Genomic DNA, 21,572 nt, shown 5'->3' with positions numbered 1-21,572 from the left:
TACTGGTTTTATTTGAATCGAAAAGCAATTAAGGAGTCGGCCTCGGCGCTGGAGTAGTTGGTGTTGGTATCGGCGTCTGAGTAGGAGTAGGGATTTGTTGAGCAGCTAAAAAAATCGCAACTTAGCGCTACAACAGGTGCGGTAGACAAGAATCCAAGTGAAGCGATCGATGCTAGACGATTCATATACTCGCCTCCGTATAGAGTATAGCTACTTAATTATGAAATCTTCTCAAAATTACCCCTCCTACAAAAGTTAGATAATTCGTTTAATAAATTGCAATGTAACTCAGCCAATACTTTGTTCTTCCTCTAAAAAAATAATCCTTTAAGCAGATTTTTTTCAGGTTGACGATGGCTTACAAAAGAACTAATTTCATATCAACTCAACAGCGACATCAAGTTTAAATAATTACTCGCTAATCACAACTCCCCGCTTTCGTGCTTCAGTCTGAATGATAAGTCTTTAACTGAAGCTGATGTTAACGAGGTTAATTGCGATTGTTCGATGTCATTATTTAATTTAATCAATTTTATTTATTAATTTAAAAACTAAAAATATTTGTTTTTGTTTTAAAAATTTTCTAATATATTTTTATGGAAATCTAATTAGCTAAAAGCAAGTAAAATTTTAGCTATTGATTCACACAAAAAAGCTGAAAAATATCATAATTACAAATACAGCAGGCTTCAAGAAGTGTCGAGAACAGGCTCTAGGTGTGAAAACTAGATCGGAAGCTGTTCTGGTTGTGAATCATAACGCCTTAAAGAAGCGTCTTGGCTTTTTAATTCTGAATTCATGGTATCAGTTCTATAAAGTCTAAATATATTTTTATTAGGAGTTTGTGAGATGCTAAAAATTCCTAGAGCTTTGCCAAACCAAAATAACAACGATAAAACCCCAATCAAGACAGGTGTCAGCTTTAAAAGTTTGCCTAAACATTCTGCAAACGTTAATTGCCTCAAACCTTTTGATACTGCTTTTATTGCATATTACATGATGGGTTTGGGTAATTTGTAAGCTGTTCGATCGCCTAAATCATTGCCTGACATCTTCTTTGCTTTTTTATCTAGCTATAGAAGCCATATCGAGAATTTCTTCTAATTTATGAATTCTGATATCTAGGATTCATGCCAATACTTTCGTGCAAACAAAAAACTTTTTGACGAGGATAAATTTATGAAATTTAGAGCTTTAATAAATTCTGCCCTGATTATTGCCTCTATTACTTTTATGCCTAGAATTGCTGGCGCTCAAACAGTTAATAATAATAACGGCAGTTATCTCCAACCCTTCAATATTGTCTTTCTGGCTTATCAAGGATATTTGGAAGGACAGGGTATTCCGAGTATGGGGACTTTGTTATATGAATACCAAATCGGAAAGGTGAGTGCAAAAGATGTAGTTGAAGCTGGTGTGAAAGCTAAAAGGTTGCCAGCAGAAGCTATAAATGATAAATATTACCTCAGCGCAGTTGAGTTACAACTATCATCATTGGGCAATGCTAATACGATATACGACTATGAACGCGAGTAAGTCTAATCGCTCATGCATACAAAGCCAAGGCATTTTGACGTAAAATTGCAAATGCGATCGCCTCTGCTTCGCTTGCAGTAATATCAGAATCTTGAATTGCTTGTTCTAGCACTTCTGCTAACAGCTGACGCCCCCATTTTGCTGCCAAATAATATAACTCTGGAATTGAGTGTGCATCAGAGGAATACATCAATTTACTCGTAGGAGTTAATTCTAATAATTGGCGTATAGTCTCTCGCATTCCAGATACACTTAAAAATGGTATTGCTAACCCAAAATCTAAATAGATTTGGGGGTAAACAGAGGCAAGATATCCAGCTTCTCGCATATAAGGATAAGAAGCGTGTAGCAGTACAATGGGGGCATTGCGATATTGGGGTGATTCTAAGAGCGATCGCAAATGCAAAGGATTCGCTAATCGTAAATCTAGATCGGGATCGCCGTAACCAGTATGCAATTGCACTGGTAGGCGATATTTAGCAGCAATTAATAACGCTTGTTGTAAGAGAAAATCAATCAGCGGTTTGTTTACAAGCCGCAGAGGTTGATTTTGCGGCTGTTGTTTGATGCGATAAAAGTTAGTAGCAGCGACATCCATAGCAACAGGTTGAATCTCTAAACCAGTGCGGTAACAAACAATGCTTTTAAAAGCTACAACTCCATTTGGTGGTGGGTCAAGTTGGCTGTTAAATGTTTCAAGAAAAGTATCAAAATCTTCTATTTGAGGAATTAGCTGTTCTGCCAATACTTCTAAACGTAAAATTCTTTGCACTGAAATAAATCTTTCATGCCATGATATAGGTAAAATATTTTCTGACTGCAATCCATCATCTAAATAAATTGCTTGCAAGTTGGCAGCGGTGAAATATAATTGTGTTAAATTTTCTAGTCCTAAGCTTTCCCGACGTGCCAAAATTGCTTCTTCCTGGGCTTCACATTCTAATAAAATAGCAATCTCTCGCAAGCTGCGCCGATAAAAGAAAGTTTCGCGGGCATGATAATTAATAATCTCTGAATCATAACCTTCCGTAAAAGCAGCAGCATAAGGATAACGGGCAGCTACTTCAGGTCGTAACAAGTTGTGCGCGTGTTGATCGATTAGGGGAATGTCAGCAAGATTCATTGATATAGGCAGAAGGCAGGAGGCAGCACTTCTCTACGAGACGCTGCGCGAACGACTACGCTCAGTGACCAGGTAGGAGGCAGGAGGCGCAGGAGGCAGGAGGCAGGAGGTAAAACTAATAAAGAATTCAAATGAAAAGTTAACATACCCATAAATAAATTTAGAGGCGTTTTAAGAATTAAAAATGAAAAATGGATTTGAATTTTTCATATTTAATATTTTTAATTGGACTCAAGCGACGCTTAGTTAGTTTCAGCAATTTGATACGCTTCTAGGAGCCTAGCATGATCGAGAGTAAATCCTACTTGCATGGCTATCTGAGCAAATAAATCAATCTCAGGCTGTTGCCAGTCGCGGGGTGCAGAACACTGATGTCCAATTAACAAGCCAAATAGCTGCTCATCTTTGATAATGGGTGCGACTAAATTTGCTTTCACGCTAAAGGATTCCAACAGATTAATGTGACACTCAGCCAAACCTGCTTGATAAATGTTGTTTATTGCTACAACTTGACCAGATTGGTACTTTTCCACATAGGTTTGAGTGAAACAGGGGTCATGGATTTTAGACCGCAAAACTTTGGGATAACCCGGAACCACTGATTCAGCAATTATAATTCCGAAGTAATCGGCATAAAAGCTATAAATTAACACTCTGTCAATATTAAGTGCTTTGCGAACCTCTTCCACAGTGGTTTTGAGGATATCCTCTTCTTTGAGCGATTGGCGAATGCTGCGGGTAATATCCATCAGTAACTGGCTTCGCGTACTTTCAGCGTTGATTCGTTGCAGCAGCCTAGCATGGTCAAGAGCAAATCCGACTTGGATGGCTATTTGAGCAAATAAATCAATTTCAGACTGTTGCCAATTACGGGGTCTAGAACACTGATGTGCAATTAATAAGCCGAATAGCTGCTCGTCTTTGATAATGGGTGCAACTAAATTTGCTTTCACACCAAAGGATTCCAGCAGGCTAATGTCAGAATCATCTAAACCGAGTTCATAAATGTTATTTATGGCTAGAACGCGACCGGATTGATAGTCTTCTACATAGGCTTCACCAAAAGATAAGTCTTGGATTTCTGCTCGTAAAATTTTTGGGTAGGTGAGAACAACTGATTCGGCAATTACGGTTCCAGACCAATTACTATTAAAGCTATAAATCAGTACTCGGTCGGCGCTAAGTAGTTTACGAACTTCTTCTACGGTGGTTTTGAGGACATCCTCTTCGTTAAGTGATTGGCGAATGCTGCGGATAATATCCGCAAGCAACTGACTTTGCACGCCTTCAGCCTCGATTCGTTGCAACAGTCTAGCGTGGTCGAGAGCAAACCCCACTTGCATGGCTATTTGGGAAAATAAATCAATCTCAGGCTGTTGCCAATTACGAGATCTGGAGCATTGATGTGCAATTAATAAGCCAAATAGCTGCTCATCTTTGATAATGGGTGCGACTAAATTTGCTTTCACTGCAAAGGTTTCTAGCAGGTTGATGTGACAATCGGTCAAACCTGCTTGGTAAATGTTGTTTGTGGCTTGAACGCGCCCAGACTGATACTTTTGTACGTAACCGTTACCAAAACATGGGTCTTCAATTTCAGAACGCAAAACTTTTGGATAACCTGGAACCACTGATTCGGCAATTATAATTCCAGACCAATCAGCATTAAAGGTATAAACTAGCACGCGATCGCAGCCAAGTACTTTGCGGACTTCTTCTACGGTGGTTTTGAGGACATCTTCTTCGTTGAGCGATTGGCGAATTGAGCGGGTAATTTCTATAAATAGCTCAGCTCTATTGGCTTTGGTATCTACCTGTTCTAGAACTGTGGCATAGTCAAGGGCAAATCCGACTTGCATACCTATTTGAGCGAACAAATCAATCTCAGATTGCTGCCAAAAGCGAATTCTCGAACACTGATGTGCAATTAATAAACCAAATAGCTGTTTATCTTTGAGAATAGGTGCTACTAAACTAGATTTGACAGCAAATTGCTCCAGCAACTCAATATCAACATCTGTAAGATCGGATTTATAAATATTATCAATGGCGCGAATAGCACCATTCTGGTATTTTTCTATGTAGGTTGTCTCGAACCCAGCATCGGAGACTGTAACCCCCAATATTTTTGGTAAACCTGGTGCTACTGATTCTGCGATAAAGCTTCCATTAGAGTTGGAATTGAAGGAAAAAATGGTTACGCGATCGAGGCTTAAAGCTCTACGAATTTCCTCTGAGGTAGTTTTAAGAACATCTTCCTCGTTGAATGATTCTCGAACCCAGCGGGTAATTTTTGTCGATAGTTGGGAGTAGTCAGTTTCGGCTTCTTTCTCTTGTCGCAAAACTGAAAGCAACTCTGTGAATAAGTTGATGTTTCTCTCTAACATCACTAATTCATCTTGATTGGCGATGTAAACTTGAGTAAACTCGCTGTCTGGACGCAAATTATTTTTGATGCTATTAGTAGTTTCAGCAACGTTTTTGATTCGAGTAATAGTTCGATTAACTACAGAAGTTGCGATCGCACCTGCCAAAACTGCTGCTACACCCGCACCAGTTAACAAAAGTGATAGTTGTTTTTCTAAATCTAGTTCAATTTCTCTTGAACTTTTCCCACTCTCTTGTCTGACTTGCGGGATTTTTTTGCTAATTACATCAATGCCATAGTAGTAAGTAGCTGTTCCAATTGCAACCACAGGTAGGACACTGATGCTGAGTGCCCAAATTATTGCTTTAGTCTTTAAACTCCATTTTTGTTGCCACAGGTTTTGTTGACGATTTCGTCTTGCTTGGTTTTGAGAAAAAGACTTATTCATAAATGAAACCTGGATGGGTCGCAATTTAGCAGATCAAGTAAATAACCTCTTATTATCATTACCTAAAAATTCCTGTGAAAACCACTACAAGTTTAGTATTTCTCTAATAAAAGTTTGACTTCTGCTTGCAATTCCCAATCTTTCATCGCTTCCCACTCACTTTGACGCACTGCTAAAAAGGCTCGTGACAAGTATGGGGTTAAAGCGCTTAAAAGCACATTATCTCGCTTTAAGTATTCTAAAGCTTCCCCTAAGTTTTGTGGTAAAAGGTCAATACCATTGGCTTGACGTTCTTCAATTGGCAAATGTCCGGGGTCTTGTGTAACGGGATTGCCTGGTTTGAGGGTTCGTTGCACGCCGTCGAGTCCGGCTGCAATTACAGCACCTAAAGCGAGGTAAGGATTGGCTGATGCGTCAACGGTTTTTAACTCGAAATGGGTGGAACCATTGAATGCAGGATTGCTTGGGACTCTCACAGTGGCTTCACGGTTGTCTAGTCCCCAACAACGAAAAGCACCACTCCAACAGTGCGGACGGATGCGGCGGTAAGAATTAGTACTTGGGGTAGTCAAAGCCATCAGTGCAGGCAAACGATCTAGTATGCCGGCGATAAATGCTTCACCTATTTGGGAAACCCCGCAGACACCTTGGGGGTCTGGTAAGAGATTTTGACCGTTACGCCAAAGACTAAGATGGATGTGGCAACCGCTACCAGCTGCATCAGCAAAAATTTTCGGTAAAAAAGAGGCTGTGAGGTTGTGTTGATGAGCGATCGCTCTAACAGTTTCTCTAAAAGTAATCTGCCAGTCTGCTGCCCGTAAAGCATCAGTATACCGCATAGAGATTTCGTGTTGACCGGGGCCGGATTCTGGATAATACTGCTCTACAGGAATGCCTTGGTCAATGAGTGCTTGGCTAATTTCATCAATTACTTCGCGATTTCTATCCATTGCTTGGGTAGAAGCAAAAACACTAGAATCTGCGGGTACAATTCCTTGTGATGTTTGCTGTAACAGGTAAAATTCATTTTCAAATGCAGCGCGAATTTCCAATCCCTCGCGTCTAGCCGCTTCAATCATCCTGATTAAGAAATTACGCGGACACAACGCCCAAGGACTGCCATCAAGTACCATATTTCCCATAACACGAGCATGACCGCGAGCGTAGGGTAAAGGAGTGAAGCTAAACCAATCTGGTACTAACCGGATTTCGCCTACTGGAGTTAAACCAGTTTCGGGAATCACAGCATCGTACATTACAGGTACTCCCTGCTGTCCTGCGGAAATGCCAACGCCATAGTCAAAGTACTCAGATAAAGTTCCTACATGAACGGCTTTAGCGCGAATGATGTTGGCGTTATCGCACCAAAGAATACGGACAAACTTGATTCCAGCTTCCTGAAGAGATTTTTTGACTTTCTTAAACGCTTTATTTGCTGCCATTTTTGCAGAGAACGCGAGGACTTGGTGAAAATTATCGTGTTTTTGAGTTGATTTGACAAATTTTTAGTTTCAATTTCCGACTCAAGTTAAAATAACTAAAAAATATGAGGGCAAAAAAGTTTGTGGTGAATACATCCCACATACCCAGATTACCCGTACCGCCACCGCTTGTAGGGTCAGAAATTGGTTCTTTTACTGAGTTTACAGTTACTGTGCGAATGCCTGCGATCGCCCGCCGAGTTATTGTAGAAAATAACTTCTCATCAGAGATTAATAGCAGTTTGGAAAATCTAGCTACAGAATTGCCAACGGGATACGTGCGACCTCTGGGAAATGATACAGGTATAGATTTTTCTGCTTGGAATAAATATTTAGAATCTTACAAAAATCAGCGTTGGGTAGATGTTCCTTGGTTTTTTGCCGAAACTTATTTCTATCGGTTAATTCTGGATATTACCAATTATTTTCGTCTTGGTGAATGGCAAGGTGTAGATCCCTTTGGATTGCAAAAATCTCAAGGTTTGGAAGCATCTCTTGATTCAAGTCTTTTATTGTGTACTCAAGTAAATAATTGGTTGGAAAATTCACAACCAGATGAAGAATCAAAGCAAACAGCTTTGATCGCACTTTTACATTTTGCTTTATGGGGAAATCGAGTTGATTTGAGTTTATGGTCAGCATTCGAGGATGACCGCAGTCGTTTTGACATTCAAAGCCAACTAGCTCACATCTTAGTAGATGATGCTCCTCAAGTTGCAAAATTGTTAACTAATTCTCAGGGAGGGCGAATTGATTTTGTTGTCGATAATGCTGGTTTTGAACTAGTGTGCGATTTATGCTTGGTAGATTTTCTCTTAAATAGCGGCGTGATTAATCGAGTTTATCTACACTTAAAGCCACATCCAACTTTTGTATCTGATGCCACGATTAAGGATGTACATTCAACAATAAAATTTTTAGCCGCTACTAGCCATCAACAAGTGATATCCTTTGCCCAAAGATTGCAACAAAATATAGCAGCAGGGCGTTTAATTCTAGCTGAAGATTATTTTTGGACATCACCTTTAGCCTTTTGGGAAATACCTGAATCACTGAAAAATGAGTTAGCTAAAGCCAATTTGATTATAATTAAAGGTGATGCAAACTATCGTAGATTATTAGGCGATCGCCATTGGGATTTCACTACTAATATTGCAGATATAGTCAGTTACCTACCAGTGCCAATGGTGGCTCTACGTACCCTAAAATCAGAAGTAGCAGCAGGTTTAAAATCAGAAGTTATCGAGCAAGTAGCAAAATCTGATTCTTCTTGGTTGACAAATGGACAATGGGGTGTAGTTCAGTTAGTAGCTTAGGCAATAAAAATAGGGCGTTGGTGAGTTGAATTTAACTCACGCAGAGACGCAAAGTCGCAGAGAGTAAGAGTTGAGAATAGTTAATTTTTGAATTTCATATTCAAATTCAGCGATGCCAAAAATAGAGATTTCATAATCACACCGAAGCTAATTTACTTCATACCTCTGTTTATGTGTAGCCATAAGCTGGAGGTATTTCTCATTTGTTTTTGCTTGTATCCATTTGGTTTTAAATATTGCTGCTGATTCAGCTTTTATCGGGTCTACTTCATAGGGTAAAATCTCTTTTGGCGAATCCTTTTTGTATTTTCTACCGCTTTTATGATTTGCATAACGGCGAGAGCGAGTATAACCCATTTGAATAAATTTTCTTGCCATATCTGCTCCCACAAAATCATCTTGTTCGAGATAAGCAAGAAACATCTCGTAGATTTTTTCGCTTGATTTTTTAGCAATTTCAGGAGTTTTGAATCGCCAGTAAGGAAGAATTTCTGATTTGTATGGTTCTACCAAAAGTACACCTTGCTCGCCCTTACCAACGCGATAAAGTTCGGGATGTTGCCGAAAATCAATATTTGGAAAGTCTAAAGAATAATCAAAAGGCATGGTAAAACAGAATTCATAATTCAGAATTCAGGTGTCAGAACAAATGAGGGTATATATTAAAACCTTGTATTTATACATTAGTCGGACAAAATCTCTTGTAAATGCTGACTATTTTATTGATAGATTCTTATTAAAAAGAGTAAACTTTAAGAAAAAAGTTCGACTTCTATCTGTGTACGTAAATTTTGTTTAATATGCTATCTAACATCCAATCTGCAAATAGCGTCCTTGCTCCAGGGAATTTGCGTAGAGTGCATCATATTGCGCTGAACGTCAAAGATATGCAAGCTTCCCGACATTTTTATGGGACTATCCTGGGTTTGCACGAACTTATAGGCGACGAAGTACCCGCAACCTTGGTGGAACTCGTCACATCTGGAAAAGTAGCCAATTTCATCACCCCAGATGGTACGATACTAGATTTATTTGGGGAACCAGAGTTGTCACCACCAGATCCCAATCCAGAAAAGACATTCACTAGAGCATACCATCTAGCTTTTGATATCGATCCGGAGTTATTCGATCGCGCGGTGACAGTAATCAGAGAAAATAAAATAGCGATCGCTCACGGCCCAGTCACTCGTCCCACTGGTAGAGGTGTGTACTTCTACGACCCAGATGGCTTTATGATTGAAATTCGTTGCGATCCAGAAGCTAGTTAACTTAGGAATAATAGCAAAACTGTCTCTTATGCCCGCCAACCTCACGCAAATATTTAAAGTAATTGAAGACACAATTACCAAACCGCCAATACCACACGAACCATACAAACAATCATTAAAAGCCTGGGCGATGTATTGTTTGCGAGATAAAGGCTTTAAAGTTGTTTACGCCCAAAATGCCGACTTTGCCATAGAAACAAAAGGCATAGAAAAGCTCTATTTTAAAGTCTCCAATAGTCCCGATAATTTAGATAATTCTATTAACTGGATAGTTTGGGACAGTACAGCCAAAACCGCCACTCTCATTCCTCAAAACATAGACTAGACTTCTTACAAAAGCCTTCCTTCTGCGTTCTCTTCTCTGCGCCTCTGCGCCTCTGCGTGAAAAAAATATTTACGCAAGAGGTCAACTAATACCAAATACCTGAACTATTCTGACTCCTAAATTTTAACTAGACAACTCCTGTACAAATAGTTGATGTTCTGGCGAATTTAACCCCAACTGCAACACAGCCAAAACTTGCTGCATATTCCCCACAAGTAAATCAGATATTGACAACCACAAACCAGGAAATACTTGACTTTTAATGACTCCATTTCCACCCACTTCTAAGGACACATATTCTCCTTCTTGCAGCCGAAACCAATCTAATTTATTTTCAAATATTTGCCAAACAATATATTCTTTAACCCCATTGCGACAATAAGCTTTTTTCTTGTCATGTAAATCAATAGCAACACTACTAGCTGCTATCTCGACTACAAGTTCAGGCGCACCTTCTATATAATCATCATCGCCCAAACGAGATTGTCCTTTAGCTGTCGGTGTGATTAATAAAACCCCATCTGGCTGAGGTTCATTATTTGCATCTAAACGGACAGTTGGCTCAATTCCCAATTTCACACTAGGGGTTGATGCTGCATAAACTCCTAACCAAGTGATTGTATGACTATGTGGTTCAGCATGACTTTCAAAACGTAATGGTGATGCCAAGTATACAACTCCTTCAATTAATTCTGCCTTTTGATGGCGGGACATTGCTTGATAGCGTCGCTCAAATTCGTAGCGAGTGAGGCGATCGCCATTTTCTAAAAAAGGAATTCTCTGCTTGAGTGCTAAGTCTACCATAATTTTTGGCTCTAGCAATGGATATTATTTTATTATGAATTGCTGCATATTTATCTTGTCAAAGATTTGCTAGAATCAGGTTTCTCAAATATGATTAAATGCTGTTGAGGTAACAAATTTTTAGTTTCTCGCCAAACTAAACCAACAGCTTGCATTTCTTTACGGACTTGTTTTTGAGTCATTTTGTGCAGACGTTTGATCGTAATAAAAGGATTTTCGCCACGATACTCAACTAGCACCACCCTACCTCCCGGTTTCAGTGCTTTGACAATTTTTTGCATCACTTCTTGGGGATATTCCAGTTCGTGATATGCATCTACCATCAACGCTAAATCAACACTTTCAAATGGTAAATTTGGGTCAGTAAGAGTTGCTAAAACAGGTTCAACATTAGTAATATTTTTCTCTTGTTTAAACAACTCAATAATCTCCAACATTTCTGGCTGAACATCTACAGCCAATACTTTGCCTGTTGTTAATAACGGTGCAATACGAAAGCTTAAATAACCAGTACCAGCACCAATATCTGCTACAATATCATCTGGTTTCAGATTCAAGACGCTGACTATTTTACTTGGTTGTTCCTGTTGTTCTCGGCTCGCTCGTTCTAGCCAACCAGCGCCAGTGTATCCCATAACTTTCGCAATTTCTCGCCCCATGTAATATTTGCCAATACCATCTGGACTATGAATTACACGTTGTTCGTATGTTGTAGAAGGGGAATCTGCTTTTGCTATGGCAATTGGATTCAGTAGTAAGCACCCCAATATCACTACAAAAATGAGTATAAAAGGTAAAAAATTAGATTTGGAATTATGACTCATATTAAGTGTAGTTAATCGCTTCATTGATAGGTTGTCAGTTTTTGAAATGAATTGTGTCACTTATCGATCGCCAAATTCTTGTATTAGCTGAAAATTTACCTACAACTGTAACCATGCATCGAGCGCTCGCCGATCGTAATCATGCCTTTAAGAATCACAAATTAATCTTCTAGAGCGATGTGGAAGTAAACACTAACATTATTTACTAAAAACGGCTCTTTCAAAATTCGTTATCCCACCTTTAGACGCTGATATGGAAAACCTATCCCTAATGTTACTGCCCGTACTAGCTGCACAGAAAGGAGCAGGTGCTAGTCTAATTAAACCTCTCGGCCATCACGAACTGCTTTTGGTACTGGTACAACTGTCGCTGTTGCTTTTAGTAGCGCGGGGATTAGGTGAGTTCATGCGCCGGATTAACCAACCTCCTGTTGTTGGAGAATTACTGGCAGGTGTGCTGCTTGGCCCTTCTTTATTTGGTTTGCTTCTTCCAGACTTACAGGCGCATATCTTTCCCAAAAGCCAAGAACAGTCCGATCTACTTTCAGTAATTTCTTGGTTAGGGGTGTTATTTTTACTAATTGTGACTGGCTTGGAAACCGATCTAAAACTAATTCTGCGTAAGGGTAAAACGGCTCTGTTGATTTCATTAGGTGGAATTATTGTCCCATTTATCACCGGATTTGGACTAGGCTGGCTATTGCCAGATAGTTTTTTAGCCGACCCAGAAAAGCGACTGGTATTTACTCTGTTTATCGCCACAGCAATGAGTATTTCAGCAGTACCAGTCATTGCTAAAGTGTTGATGGACTTGAACCTGATTCGCCGTGACATTGGTCAAGTTACCTTAGCAGCCGGCATGACCGACGACACCATTGGCTGGATTTTACTTTCTGTGGTTTCAGGTTTAGCTAGCAGCGGCAAATTTGACTTTGCAACAATTTTCCACTCGGTGAGTGCAGCGGTTTTGTTTCTAGCAATTGCCTTTACAATTGGGCGTACCATAGTAGACCAGATTTTGCGCTGGGTTGATGACTACGTTGGTGGCATTGCTGCTAGTATGTCGGTTGTGTTGATTCTTTCACTCTCAGCAGCAGCACTTACTCATGCATTAGGTTTGGAAGCAGCTTTAGGTGCTTTCGTGCTGGGAATTCTCGCAGGTCAGTCCCGCCGCTTTAGCAATGAAGCCGGACACATGCTAGAAGTATTCACTGCCAGTTTTTTAGCGCCGATTTTCTTTGCAGCCGCCGGTTTGAAAGTTAACTTGCTAGCTTTGTTAGTTCCCCAGACCTTGTTATTTGGCTTGATTGTGCTTGCTGTCGCCTGTATTGGTAAATTTACAGGTGCTTATCTTGGTTCTCGTGTAGGCGGCTTGAGCCATTGGGAAGCTTTAGCGATGGGTTCCGGGATGAATGCGCGGGGGGCAATGGAAATTGTCGTTGCCACAATTGGTTTATCTTTGGGAGTTCTCAACCCACAGATGTACTCAATTATAGTCATGGTGGCGATCGTTACCTCATTGATGGCTCCACCTCTTTTGCGCTGGTGTTTGTCGAAAGTGGTTATGGGTGAAGAGGAAGCTCGACGTTTAGAACAAGAAGAACAAGCCAGCCGTAGCTTTATCAAGCGGATACACCGGATTTTAGTGCCCACTAGCGGCGGGCCTAATATCCAACTTGCAGCGCAGCTAGTTGGTTACATGGCTCATCAAAACCAAGTAGAAGTTACAGCTTTATACGCTCTGAGCGACAAGCAGCCCCAAAAAAAAGCACGTAAAACGGCAACCCAAGTTAAAGATACTGCCGCCGAACAAGCTCTTGCTTCTGTCACTGAGGAAATGCAGCTACCTGCCGATACCACCCTGCAAACAAAAACCGAGTCTGGGCGCAGTAAAGCAGAGGTTATTCTGAATGAAGCGAACAAAAACTATGACTTAATTGTACTAGGAGCCTCAGAACAGATACGCCCTCAAAAAGCATTGTTCAATTTGCTTGTTGACCGGGTAGTACAAGAAGCGCCTTGTGCAACGATGGTCGTGAAGTCACACCTGCCCCAACCCAAAGGTGACACATGCAAAATTGCCCAACAACAACTAAAAAACATTCTTGTGCCAACAGTGGGGACAGAATACAGCAAAAATGCTGTAGAAGTAGCAAGTACGATCGCAGCTCAGACTGGCGCACTAGTAACGATCGTCAACGTGATTAACTTACCACAGGTTGAGTATATTCTTTACGAACAGCGATCGCTTGCTCCAGTAAAGGAAATTGCTCAAGATCTGCTAGAACGGCAAGCAGCCATTGGGCGCAATCTTGGTGCTGATGTCAAAACCTGCGTTCTTCAAGGAAGCAGCCCAGAAAGGGAAATCCTCAAGTTTGCCCAAACCAAGAAAGTTGACTTAATTATTCTAGGGAGCAATATCCGAATGGTTACGGGTCGCGTTTTCTTCGGTCACAGAGTAGATGCAATTCTGAATAAAGCACATTGCCCTGTAGCTGTCATTACTGCACCATAGTCTTTTTACTGTCTAAATCACAAAAGGTTCAGGTTCACTGTTATACCAGTCATACCCAATACGCTCAGTAACCAGCGGTTTTACAATAAACTTGGGTGGACTGCCATCTAAAACATCAATCCGCACGCATGAGTAAGGGAGTCGCTTCTGTAAATTGTAGTCATAGCGACCTATAAAAAGCTTGGAGTCAGCAATTTTACGAGCGCGATCGCCAGTAATTTCTGCAAAAGTCTCCATCAATTCAGCCCCCTCTCGCCGTTGATACCGGGGACGATGACCGCTACCACCAGAGATAATGCAGTTAATGTGGGAATCAGCAAATCCGGTATCAGTTGTGCGGAGATATTCCAAACAGTGAGCGTGACCGTTTAAAATCAAATCCACTATGGAACGCTCTTTAATTAAAGAACCAAGAGTTTCAGCTACTTGTTCAAACACCCAGCGCAAGCGATGGCGAACCGCCAAGGTTTGTGCCTGATGCCATTTAGTAGCCTCTGTAACATAAGGCGGGTGGTGGAAAAAGATGACACGTCCGCGCACCTGGGAAGTATTCCAAGATTCGATGAGTTTGTGACGTAACCATTCAAGTTGTTCAAAATCGATCGCAGGCATTTTCTCAGATGCTAACTGTTTTTCAATATCAATTTTGATTTCATCAATTTGGTCTAATTTGGCATTCAGTTCATCAAGCTTTTCCGCTTCAGTGGGTTTATCTGGATTCAGTCCTTCGCATATTTTCAAAATCTGTAATTCTTCTCTATCTATCTCATGGCGACGCTTTTGCAATTCCCGGCGGTAAATTTCCCCCTCTTGAGTTGCAGGTAAAGGTGATGGTGTATTAAAGGTGTTAGAGTCTAGCGCGAAAAAGTCAATCCCCCCGTAACGAAACGTATAATACCGATTGGGCAACCGAGTGAATTGTCCTGCTTCGTAACGCAAACAGCGTCCTGTGTCGGTTTTTGCAGTATAGTGCCGATCTAAATGCCGTTCTAACTCTTGCGAAGACATCCGCAGCGTATAATCCATAAACGCCCGTGCATAGGCATTACCTTGATACGAACCATGCCAGCCAATCTCGATATCTTTGTAGCCCAACAGCCGACGTAATGATGATGTTGTTCCAGTCAATAAACGGTACATCAACGGTACATCGTAGTAATCATGGTTACCAAGTACTGGTAGGAACGGCAAATTAAACACCATATGGTCATAGGAAATACCTTTTGGTTTGTCGCCACCTACAAGAAATTCTCGGTAAGGCTCAATAAAGTTTGTTGAGTAATACTCTTGAGAACCCACTACATAAATTACATCTCCTGTGTGCAACACAAAACTGCAATCCTCCCGGTGAGGAAGCATCAGTTCGGCAACTTTTCGCTGGGGGTGGTGTAGAGAATGGGATTTGGTACCAGAATCACCGATAACCATAAAGGAAAATTCTGGACTATCATTTTTGCGATCGTCAATAACCAACCGGGTTTGGTCAATTCCCCGTTGCACAAAACTCGGATGCATCCACCGCACCCGTTCCTTCATCTTTTGAATTTTTACAGGAATCGGTGGATCGAAAATCAAATTCATGGCTGATAACTCGTGAATGCCTAACGCACAAGCTGATTGTAACGAAATAATAATGTCGGGCATTGGCCAAACAGGGCATGGGGAAAGGGAAAAGGGAAATAGATTAAATTTCTTCCTTTTCCCTTTTCCCTTTTCCCTTTAACCTTTTCCCCTGCTCCCCCTGCCCTCATCTCCCTCATCTCCCCATGCCCCATGCCCCATGCCCAATTACGGCAAATTCTCTCGCAATAATGCTCGAAACCCTGCTTGTTGAAAATGCTCATCAGCAGTTAGCGCTTCAGTGATTCCACTATACTCCATCACAATAAAAGATACGCAATCGACCAATCCCCATTCTTTCTCAGTTCGATCGCAATAAAGCTGAAAAGCACGTTCGTAAAGTTCTTGGGAAAGGGGGACAATTTCTACTTTGGAATCTGCCACTAAAGAATTCAATAATATTATTGCCGCCTGACGATAAGGTAGTTGGGATAAAGCGTTGCCAATTTCCAACATCACGGCCTGTGTCGTCACTAAACGAGTTTCTGCCGCTTGTAACATTTTAGCTAGATGTAAAGCTCGGTGATGCAAGCGATCGCTTGGTGCAGATAAAGCAATCGCAAATGATGTATCAAGAAAAACTTCAGAATGCATGAAAAGTTTATTTAGCGTATAAATACTTATCTATATTGGTAGACCAATCACTTGGCCCTTCCAGGCTGAGCGATCGTGCTGTTTGCAAAAATGATACTGTTTCATGTTCGCTAGCTGGTAAAATTTCAATACTCATTCGCACGCGAGTATTGGTTGGCAGTGCGATCGGTTCAGACGGATAGAACACTTTGCCATTAAAAATGGCTGTAATTTTTTCTACCATTTCCCTCAAAAAATTCTTTTAGTCTATCCTAAGCTGGTTGTGGAAATACGGGTAGGTTAAATAGCGCGATCGGCAAATTTAAGATTTGAGATTTTAAATTTTGGCCTGTTCATTGAAAAGTTAAAATCTTAAAAGACACATCGATCCCTACAAGCTATTACCACTAACTCTTTGAGAATCTAAAATCCAAAATCCAAAATAGTTAAGACTTCACAGAAAGTAATTAAGATTGCATCTGTCAGAGGAAAGAGCTTGCACCCTTTAGCCTGTTGTAAAATAGACATAAGAAGGATTCGGGGGACCATTTAACTGGTCAGAAACGCCTATAGAGACTATCTTTGGAAATCTCCAAGGTCTAAAGACCAGCCAGCTGAAACAACTACAGCGGCTTTATCACCAGCGCATACCAGGCGATCGCATCACCACGCCTGAGTTTTCCCAACGTCTGGCAGCAATTAGCACAGAAATCAATCATCCTGTATGTATCTACCTCAACCGTCGCGGACAAGTGATTCGCGTAGGGGTAGGCACGCCGCGTCAAACGCAAATTCCACCACTGGAATTGCCGCGTTACGGTGCTGAACGACTTAGTGGCGTTCGTTGTATCGCCACTCATCTCAAGTCAGAACCGCCCAATGAAGCGGCACTCACGGCTATGGCGCTCCAACGCTTAGATGCTTTAGTTGTGCTAAATATTACTGGGACGGGATTTACACGTCGGGGAGGCGGCGCGACTGGGTACGTCAAAGAAGCTTATTTAGCTCATTTAACACCTCAAGACTCTCGCACCTTGATTACTACTCCTGCGGGGTTGAAGGTAGACGAAAAACAAGTCCAATCTCCGAGTTGGAACATATCGCCACCTCTAGATTTAGAGGATCTGGCACAGCAGGATTTGATCGACTTGGTGGAAAATCTGGAAGCGGAATTCCAGCGGGAATTTATCGCTCAGGAAGTAGATGCCGATCGCGATCGCGTGTTAATTGTGGGGTTAATGACCGATGAAATGACCCCCCAACAATTCCAAGACACCCTAGCAGAATTGGCACGTTTAGTTGATACCGCTGGGGGAGAAGTATTGCAGACAATACAACAAAAGCGATCGCGCATTCATCCCCAGACGGTAGTCGGCGAAGGTAAGGTGCAAGAAATCGCCCTTACAGCCCAAACATTAGGAGTGAATCTCGTCGTTTTCGACCGCGACCTTTCGCCCTCACAAGTCCGCAACTTAGAAGCGCAAATTGGCGTGCGCGTAGTTGACCGCACCGAAGTAATTTTGGATATCTTCGCCCAACGCGCTCAGTCCCGTGCTGGTAAATTGCAAGTAGAACTAGCACAGTTAGAATACATGCAGCCGCGACTGACTGGTAGAGGTCGCGCTATGTCCCGACTGGGTGGTGGTATTGGGACTCGCGGCCCTGGTGAAACTAAACTAGAAACAGAACGACGTGCCATAGGACAGCGGATTTCTCGCTTACAAAAAGAAGTCAACCAGCTACAAGCGCATCGTTCCCGCCTACGACAGCGACGACAACATAGAGAGGTTCCCTCAGTAGCTTTAGTTGGGTACACCAACGCTGGTAAATCTACTTTGTTAAATGCTCTAACAAACGCAGAAGTTTATACAGCCGACCAACTATTTGCCACTCTCGATCCGACTACCCGCCGCTTAGTAATTCCTCATGGCGAAACTGATGAACCTCAAGAAATTCTGATAACAGATACAGTAGGGTTCATACACGAACTGCCTCCATCCTTAATGGATGCCTTCCGCGCCACTTTAGAGGAAGTCACAGAAGCTGATGCCTTATTGCATTTGGTAGATTTGTCTCACCCAGCTTGGTTGCGACATATTCGTTCAGTTCGGGAAATTCTCGCGCAAATGCCAGTGACTCCCGGCCCCGCACTGGTTGTTTTTAATAAAATCGATCTAGCTAACAGTGAGACTCTAGCTCTAGCAAGAGAAGAGTTTCCCCTAGCAGTATTTATTTCCGCGAGTCAGAGGTTAGGGCTAGAAACCCTACGTCAGCGCCTTGGTCAATTGATTGAATACGCCGTTGACTCTCGGTAAATACCGCAATAAATCTTAAATTTTTAGTTTAAAAATGTCGTAACTATATTAGCTACGGCATTTTTTATTGAAAATAACAGATATTTCTTCTGTACTTTACTGAAGCTTTATCGGATTATGTGGAATTTGCTGAATGACAATATAGGAAAATACGTGCTAAAACAATTTATTAATAGTATTTTTCTGTTTGTAACTAATACAGTAATTACATTTATTTTTTGAATAAAGTCTAATAATATATAAGGCTCTAAATTCTTAACTACTTATTAATTACTTTTACAAGTACTGTATTAGCCTTTCAGGAAAACTTTTAAAATTTTCTCAGTTATCAATATCTATACAAGGGAAATTATATGCCATTGGCCTCACAGCAGTTTGAGTCCAAAGATGTCAAAGTTCAGCTTCTTCTAACTGGAGGACATCAATACACTGTTTATTTAAAATCCGATGCACCTCTCCTGCACAGTCTTTTAACAAAAATTGTGGCTCGTGCTTACAAACAAGAATCTGATTTAGAGAATTTATTTCAAATTCCCATTAATGAAGGTCGCTCGGTTTTATGTTTTCCTAGCGAACATCTTATAGGCGTGGTTACAGAACCCCCAATCTTTATACAACAATCAGAGAACATACAACTTGAAAATAGTTATATTGAGGCTTCTGATTATATCCACATAGATAATTTTCTTACGCCAGAAGAACACGAACGCTTACTCAAATATGTTCTAGAAAAAGAATCAGATTTTTTGCCAAGCAATACTTCTACAAACGATATTAATTATCGCCACTCATTGGTTCTTTACTCATTCCCGGAATTTTCTGAATTGATATTAAAGAAAATTCAAGCAATGATTCCTGATATTATGAGCAAATTAAACATACCATCATTTTCTGTATCGCAGATTGAAAGTCAACTAACTGCACATAATCATGGTAACTATTACAAAGTTCATAATGATAATGGCAGTCCAGATACAGCTACCAGAGAACTAACATATGTTTATTACTTTTATCAAGAACCAAAATCATTCTCTGGTGGTGAATTGCGAATATACGACAGCAAAATTGAAAATAACATCTACATAAATACTGAGACATTCAAAACAGTCGAACCTCGCAACAACAGCATTATATTCTTCCTCAGCCGCTATTTGCACGAAGTACTGCCCGTGAATTGTCCCTCTCAAGCTTTTAAAGATAGTCGATTTACTATCAATGGCTGGGTGCGTCGATAAACCAATTCAGTATCAATACTACTACAATAACTATCTAACTTTATGGAAGGCAATCGCCTTCTGTAATTTATTGCATACTTGTAGTCAATCGACTTTATGAAAGATATATATCTTTCAGTACATTATAAATAGTCGATCGAAATTACTTAAATACTTTATTTAATATTTAATAATCAAGATATATTTATTAATTAAAACTAGAAATATTACGTAAATTAGCAAAAAATATTTTTCATGCGATAAACACTTAGATATTGAAAAATAATTGCGTAATAGTCATTTATTTATACTCTATTAAATTTTAGATAAAGCTTAAATAAAACAGTACTACATCTCATTTTTGTATGCCAATGTGGATTAGTTAATGATGTAAATAATGCTTGGATAAACATCATTAATTAGGAAGCTTTTGCACATATTGTTTTAAGACAAAGAGGTTTGATTTACATGTCTCAAGCATATTCAAAAAAAATAATAGGGTATATAACCTGTGGTCTTTTATCATTCAGCTTAGCTGTAGGATCGCAAATGCCTCAAGCACAGGCAGGAAACGGTAACGGCAACGGTAATGGCAACAACAAAAACTCACCTGCGCCCGCACCTGCACCCGCACCTGCGCCCGCACCTGCACCAGCACCCGCACCTGCACCCGCACCTGCGCCCGCACCTGCACCAGCACCCGCACCAGCGCCCGCACCCGCACCAGCACCTGCGCCCGCACCTGCACCCACAATTTTGGGGTCTAAAAGTTTTTCAGCAACAGGAACCAATACCTATGACGGCTCTAATGACCCTCTGGGAGCGTCAGTCCTCTTTAATTACCTAAGCAATGGTTTATTGTCAGTGACCCTGACAAACAATTCTTCTGTTGGAATCTCAAACCCTTCTGATGTTCTAACCTCAGTCTTCTGGGACTATGCTGGTTCTGCTCTTAACTTATCGCTAGTTTCAGCTCTAGCTCCCACGGTAACCTCAAACGCAGGCTCTACTACCACAAACAATGTCGATCTTCTAGCTCTAAATGAATGGAAATTGCCAAATACCAGTAATACTGGAGGGCTTCCTGGCATTGACCAACATTATGGTCTGGGTACAGCCGGCTTAGGTATTTTCCAAGGTGGTGGCGGACAGCAATTCAATTACGGAATCGTTAGTGGTTACGCTAATGATGCAAATCCAGCTGTAAGTTCGGGGACTTTTGTTAAAGGTTCAGCTACTTTCTTGCTATCAGGGCTAACCTCTGACTTTGACATCACTAAGATTGGCAACATCCGCTTTCAGTACGGTACATCACTAGCCGAAACTAGTATAAAACCTGCCACAACCCCAGCACCAGCACCTGCGCCAGCACCAGCACCCGCCCCAGCGCCCGCACCTGCGCCAGCACCAGCACCCGCACCAGCACCCGCCCCAGCACCTGCGCCAGCCCCAGCACCTGCGCCAGCACCAGCGCCAGCACCCGCCCCAGCACCCGCCCCAGCGCCCGCACCTGCGCCAGCACCAGCACCAGCACCAGCACCAGCACCAGCGCCAGCACCAGCACCAGCACCCGCACCTGCACCAGCACCCGCACCCGCACCCTCAGTACCACCTTATTATCAACCTCCTGCACCCACACCTCAACCAAAACAAGTACCTGAACCTAGTACAACCGCAGCGTTAGGATTATTAGGCTTGGGTGTTTTCGGACTCAAGAAGAAAAACAAAAAAGATACTTCCCAAAGTTAAACTAGACTGCTGAGTTTTAGCAGTACCATAGCTTAAATCTGGGTTTAGAGGAGCGCAAGCACTTCTAAACCATTTTTTGTTAGATGGAAGAAA

Annotated in this window: 19 protein-coding genes; 9 read left to right on the top strand and 10 right to left on the bottom strand. The window is 41.3% G+C overall.

All coding sequences use genetic code 11. The features are described from left to right. Positions 1-8: 8 nt before the first annotated feature. Positions 9-185: a hypothetical protein gene (locus tag NSTC745_RS07795; protein WP_445636640.1), complete on the bottom strand. Its 177-nt coding sequence runs from the start codon at positions 183-185 to the stop codon at positions 9-11. A gap of 664 nt (positions 186-849) precedes the next feature. Here NSTC745_RS07795 and NSTC745_RS07790 point away from each other — a divergent pair. After that, positions 850-1,020 (top strand): hypothetical protein, encoded by a 171-nt coding sequence (locus NSTC745_RS07790; protein ID WP_445636639.1) that lies wholly within the window; start codon positions 850-852, stop codon positions 1,018-1,020. A gap of 159 nt (positions 1,021-1,179) precedes the next feature. Then, positions 1,180-1,536 (top strand): hypothetical protein, encoded by a 357-nt coding sequence (locus tag NSTC745_RS07785; RefSeq protein ID WP_445636638.1) that lies wholly within the window; start codon positions 1,180-1,182, stop codon positions 1,534-1,536. Between the two features lie 10 nt (positions 1,537-1,546). Here NSTC745_RS07785 and NSTC745_RS07780 read toward each other — a convergent pair whose 3' ends face one another. From NSTC745_RS07780 to NSTC745_RS07770, 3 genes are all read right to left on the bottom strand, one after another. Beyond that, positions 1,547-2,659: an amidohydrolase family protein gene (locus NSTC745_RS07780; protein WP_445636637.1), complete on the bottom strand. Its 1,113-nt coding sequence runs from the start codon at positions 2,657-2,659 to the stop codon at positions 1,547-1,549. 242 nt (positions 2,660-2,901) lie between these two features. Further along, positions 2,902-5,475 (bottom strand): GAF domain-containing protein, encoded by a 2,574-nt coding sequence (locus NSTC745_RS07775; protein WP_445636636.1) that lies wholly within the window; start codon positions 5,473-5,475, stop codon positions 2,902-2,904. Between the two features lie 92 nt (positions 5,476-5,567). After that, complete coding sequence (locus tag NSTC745_RS07770) at positions 5,568-6,917, bottom strand: glutamine synthetase family protein (RefSeq protein ID WP_445636635.1); 1,350 nt, start codon at positions 6,915-6,917, stop codon at positions 5,568-5,570. A gap of 104 nt (positions 6,918-7,021) precedes the next feature. Here NSTC745_RS07770 and NSTC745_RS07765 point away from each other — a divergent pair, with 104 nt between their 5' ends. Beyond that, positions 7,022-8,272 (top strand): damage-control phosphatase ARMT1 family protein, encoded by a 1,251-nt coding sequence (locus NSTC745_RS07765; RefSeq protein ID WP_445636634.1) that lies wholly within the window; start codon positions 7,022-7,024, stop codon positions 8,270-8,272. Between the two features lie 147 nt (positions 8,273-8,419). Here the strand turns inward: NSTC745_RS07765 and NSTC745_RS07760 are convergent, their stop codons facing one another. Further along, positions 8,420-8,878 (bottom strand): DUF4385 domain-containing protein, encoded by a 459-nt coding sequence (locus tag NSTC745_RS07760; protein ID WP_445636633.1) that lies wholly within the window; start codon positions 8,876-8,878, stop codon positions 8,420-8,422. 194 nt (positions 8,879-9,072) lie between these two features. On the opposite strand from NSTC745_RS07760, the gene NSTC745_RS07755 reads away from it, so the two are divergent. Together NSTC745_RS07755 and NSTC745_RS07750 are read left to right on the top strand one after the other, a co-directional pair. Then, positions 9,073-9,540 carry a VOC family protein gene (locus tag NSTC745_RS07755; protein WP_445636632.1) on the top strand — a complete coding sequence of 156 codons (468 nt, stop codon included), beginning with the start codon at positions 9,073-9,075 and terminating at the stop codon, positions 9,538-9,540. Positions 9,541-9,568: 28 nt separating this feature from the next. Next, positions 9,569-9,865 (top strand): hypothetical protein, encoded by a 297-nt coding sequence (locus NSTC745_RS07750; protein WP_445636631.1) that lies wholly within the window; start codon positions 9,569-9,571, stop codon positions 9,863-9,865. 123 nt (positions 9,866-9,988) lie between these two features. Here NSTC745_RS07750 and NSTC745_RS07745 read toward each other — a convergent pair whose 3' ends face one another. Together NSTC745_RS07745 and NSTC745_RS07740 are read right to left on the bottom strand one after the other, a co-directional pair. Then, the gene (locus NSTC745_RS07745; RefSeq protein WP_445636630.1) at positions 9,989-10,669 is read right to left on the bottom strand and encodes a Uma2 family endonuclease; all 681 of its coding nucleotides are present in this window, start codon (positions 10,667-10,669) and stop codon (positions 9,989-9,991) included. A gap of 50 nt (positions 10,670-10,719) precedes the next feature. Continuing rightward, entirely contained in the window at positions 10,720-11,493 is a 774-nt protein-coding gene (locus NSTC745_RS07740; protein WP_445636629.1) for a class I SAM-dependent methyltransferase, read from the bottom strand. Positions 11,494-11,764: 271 nt separating this feature from the next. Here NSTC745_RS07740 and NSTC745_RS07735 point away from each other — a divergent pair, with 271 nt between their 5' ends. Beyond that, a complete protein-coding gene (locus tag NSTC745_RS07735; RefSeq protein ID WP_445636628.1) occupies positions 11,765-14,008 on the top strand; it encodes a cation:proton antiporter domain-containing protein in 2,244 nt (747 codons plus the stop codon). Positions 14,009-14,020: 12 nt separating this feature from the next. On the opposite strand, the gene NSTC745_RS07730 is transcribed toward NSTC745_RS07735, so the two are convergent. The 3 genes from NSTC745_RS07730 to NSTC745_RS07720 form a co-directional block, all read right to left on the bottom strand. Beyond that, positions 14,021-15,589, bottom strand: coding sequence for a metallophosphoesterase family protein (locus tag NSTC745_RS07730; RefSeq protein WP_445638554.1), 1,569 nt, complete (start codon positions 15,587-15,589; stop codon positions 14,021-14,023). A 207-nt stretch (positions 15,590-15,796) separates the two neighbouring features. Beyond that, positions 15,797-16,222: a type II toxin-antitoxin system VapC family toxin gene (locus tag NSTC745_RS07725; RefSeq protein WP_445636627.1), complete on the bottom strand. Its 426-nt coding sequence runs from the start codon at positions 16,220-16,222 to the stop codon at positions 15,797-15,799. Positions 16,223-16,229: 7 nt separating this feature from the next. Beyond that, positions 16,230-16,445 carry a hypothetical protein gene (locus NSTC745_RS07720; protein ID WP_445636626.1) on the bottom strand — a complete coding sequence of 72 codons (216 nt, stop codon included), beginning with the start codon at positions 16,443-16,445 and terminating at the stop codon, positions 16,230-16,232. A gap of 325 nt (positions 16,446-16,770) precedes the next feature. Between NSTC745_RS07720 and hflX the strand changes: the two genes are divergently transcribed. The 3 genes from hflX (at position 16,771) to NSTC745_RS07705 (ending at position 21,479) form a co-directional block, all read left to right on the top strand. Further along, positions 16,771-18,516 carry a GTPase HflX gene (hflX, locus tag NSTC745_RS07715; protein ID WP_445638553.1) on the top strand — a complete coding sequence of 582 codons (1,746 nt, stop codon included), beginning with the start codon at positions 16,771-16,773 and terminating at the stop codon, positions 18,514-18,516. Between the two features lie 353 nt (positions 18,517-18,869). Next, positions 18,870-19,751 carry a 2OG-Fe(II) oxygenase gene (locus tag NSTC745_RS07710; RefSeq protein ID WP_445636625.1) on the top strand — a complete coding sequence of 294 codons (882 nt, stop codon included), beginning with the start codon at positions 18,870-18,872 and terminating at the stop codon, positions 19,749-19,751. A 528-nt stretch (positions 19,752-20,279) separates the two neighbouring features. After that, entirely contained in the window at positions 20,280-21,479 is a 1,200-nt protein-coding gene (locus NSTC745_RS07705) for an XDD4 family exosortase-dependent surface protein (protein ID WP_445636624.1), read from the top strand. The last annotated feature ends 93 nt before the right edge of the window (positions 21,480-21,572 follow it).

This window comes from Nostoc sp. DSM 114161 (assembly GCF_052692665.1).
This window is presented reverse-complemented; position numbering and strand designations above follow the sequence as displayed.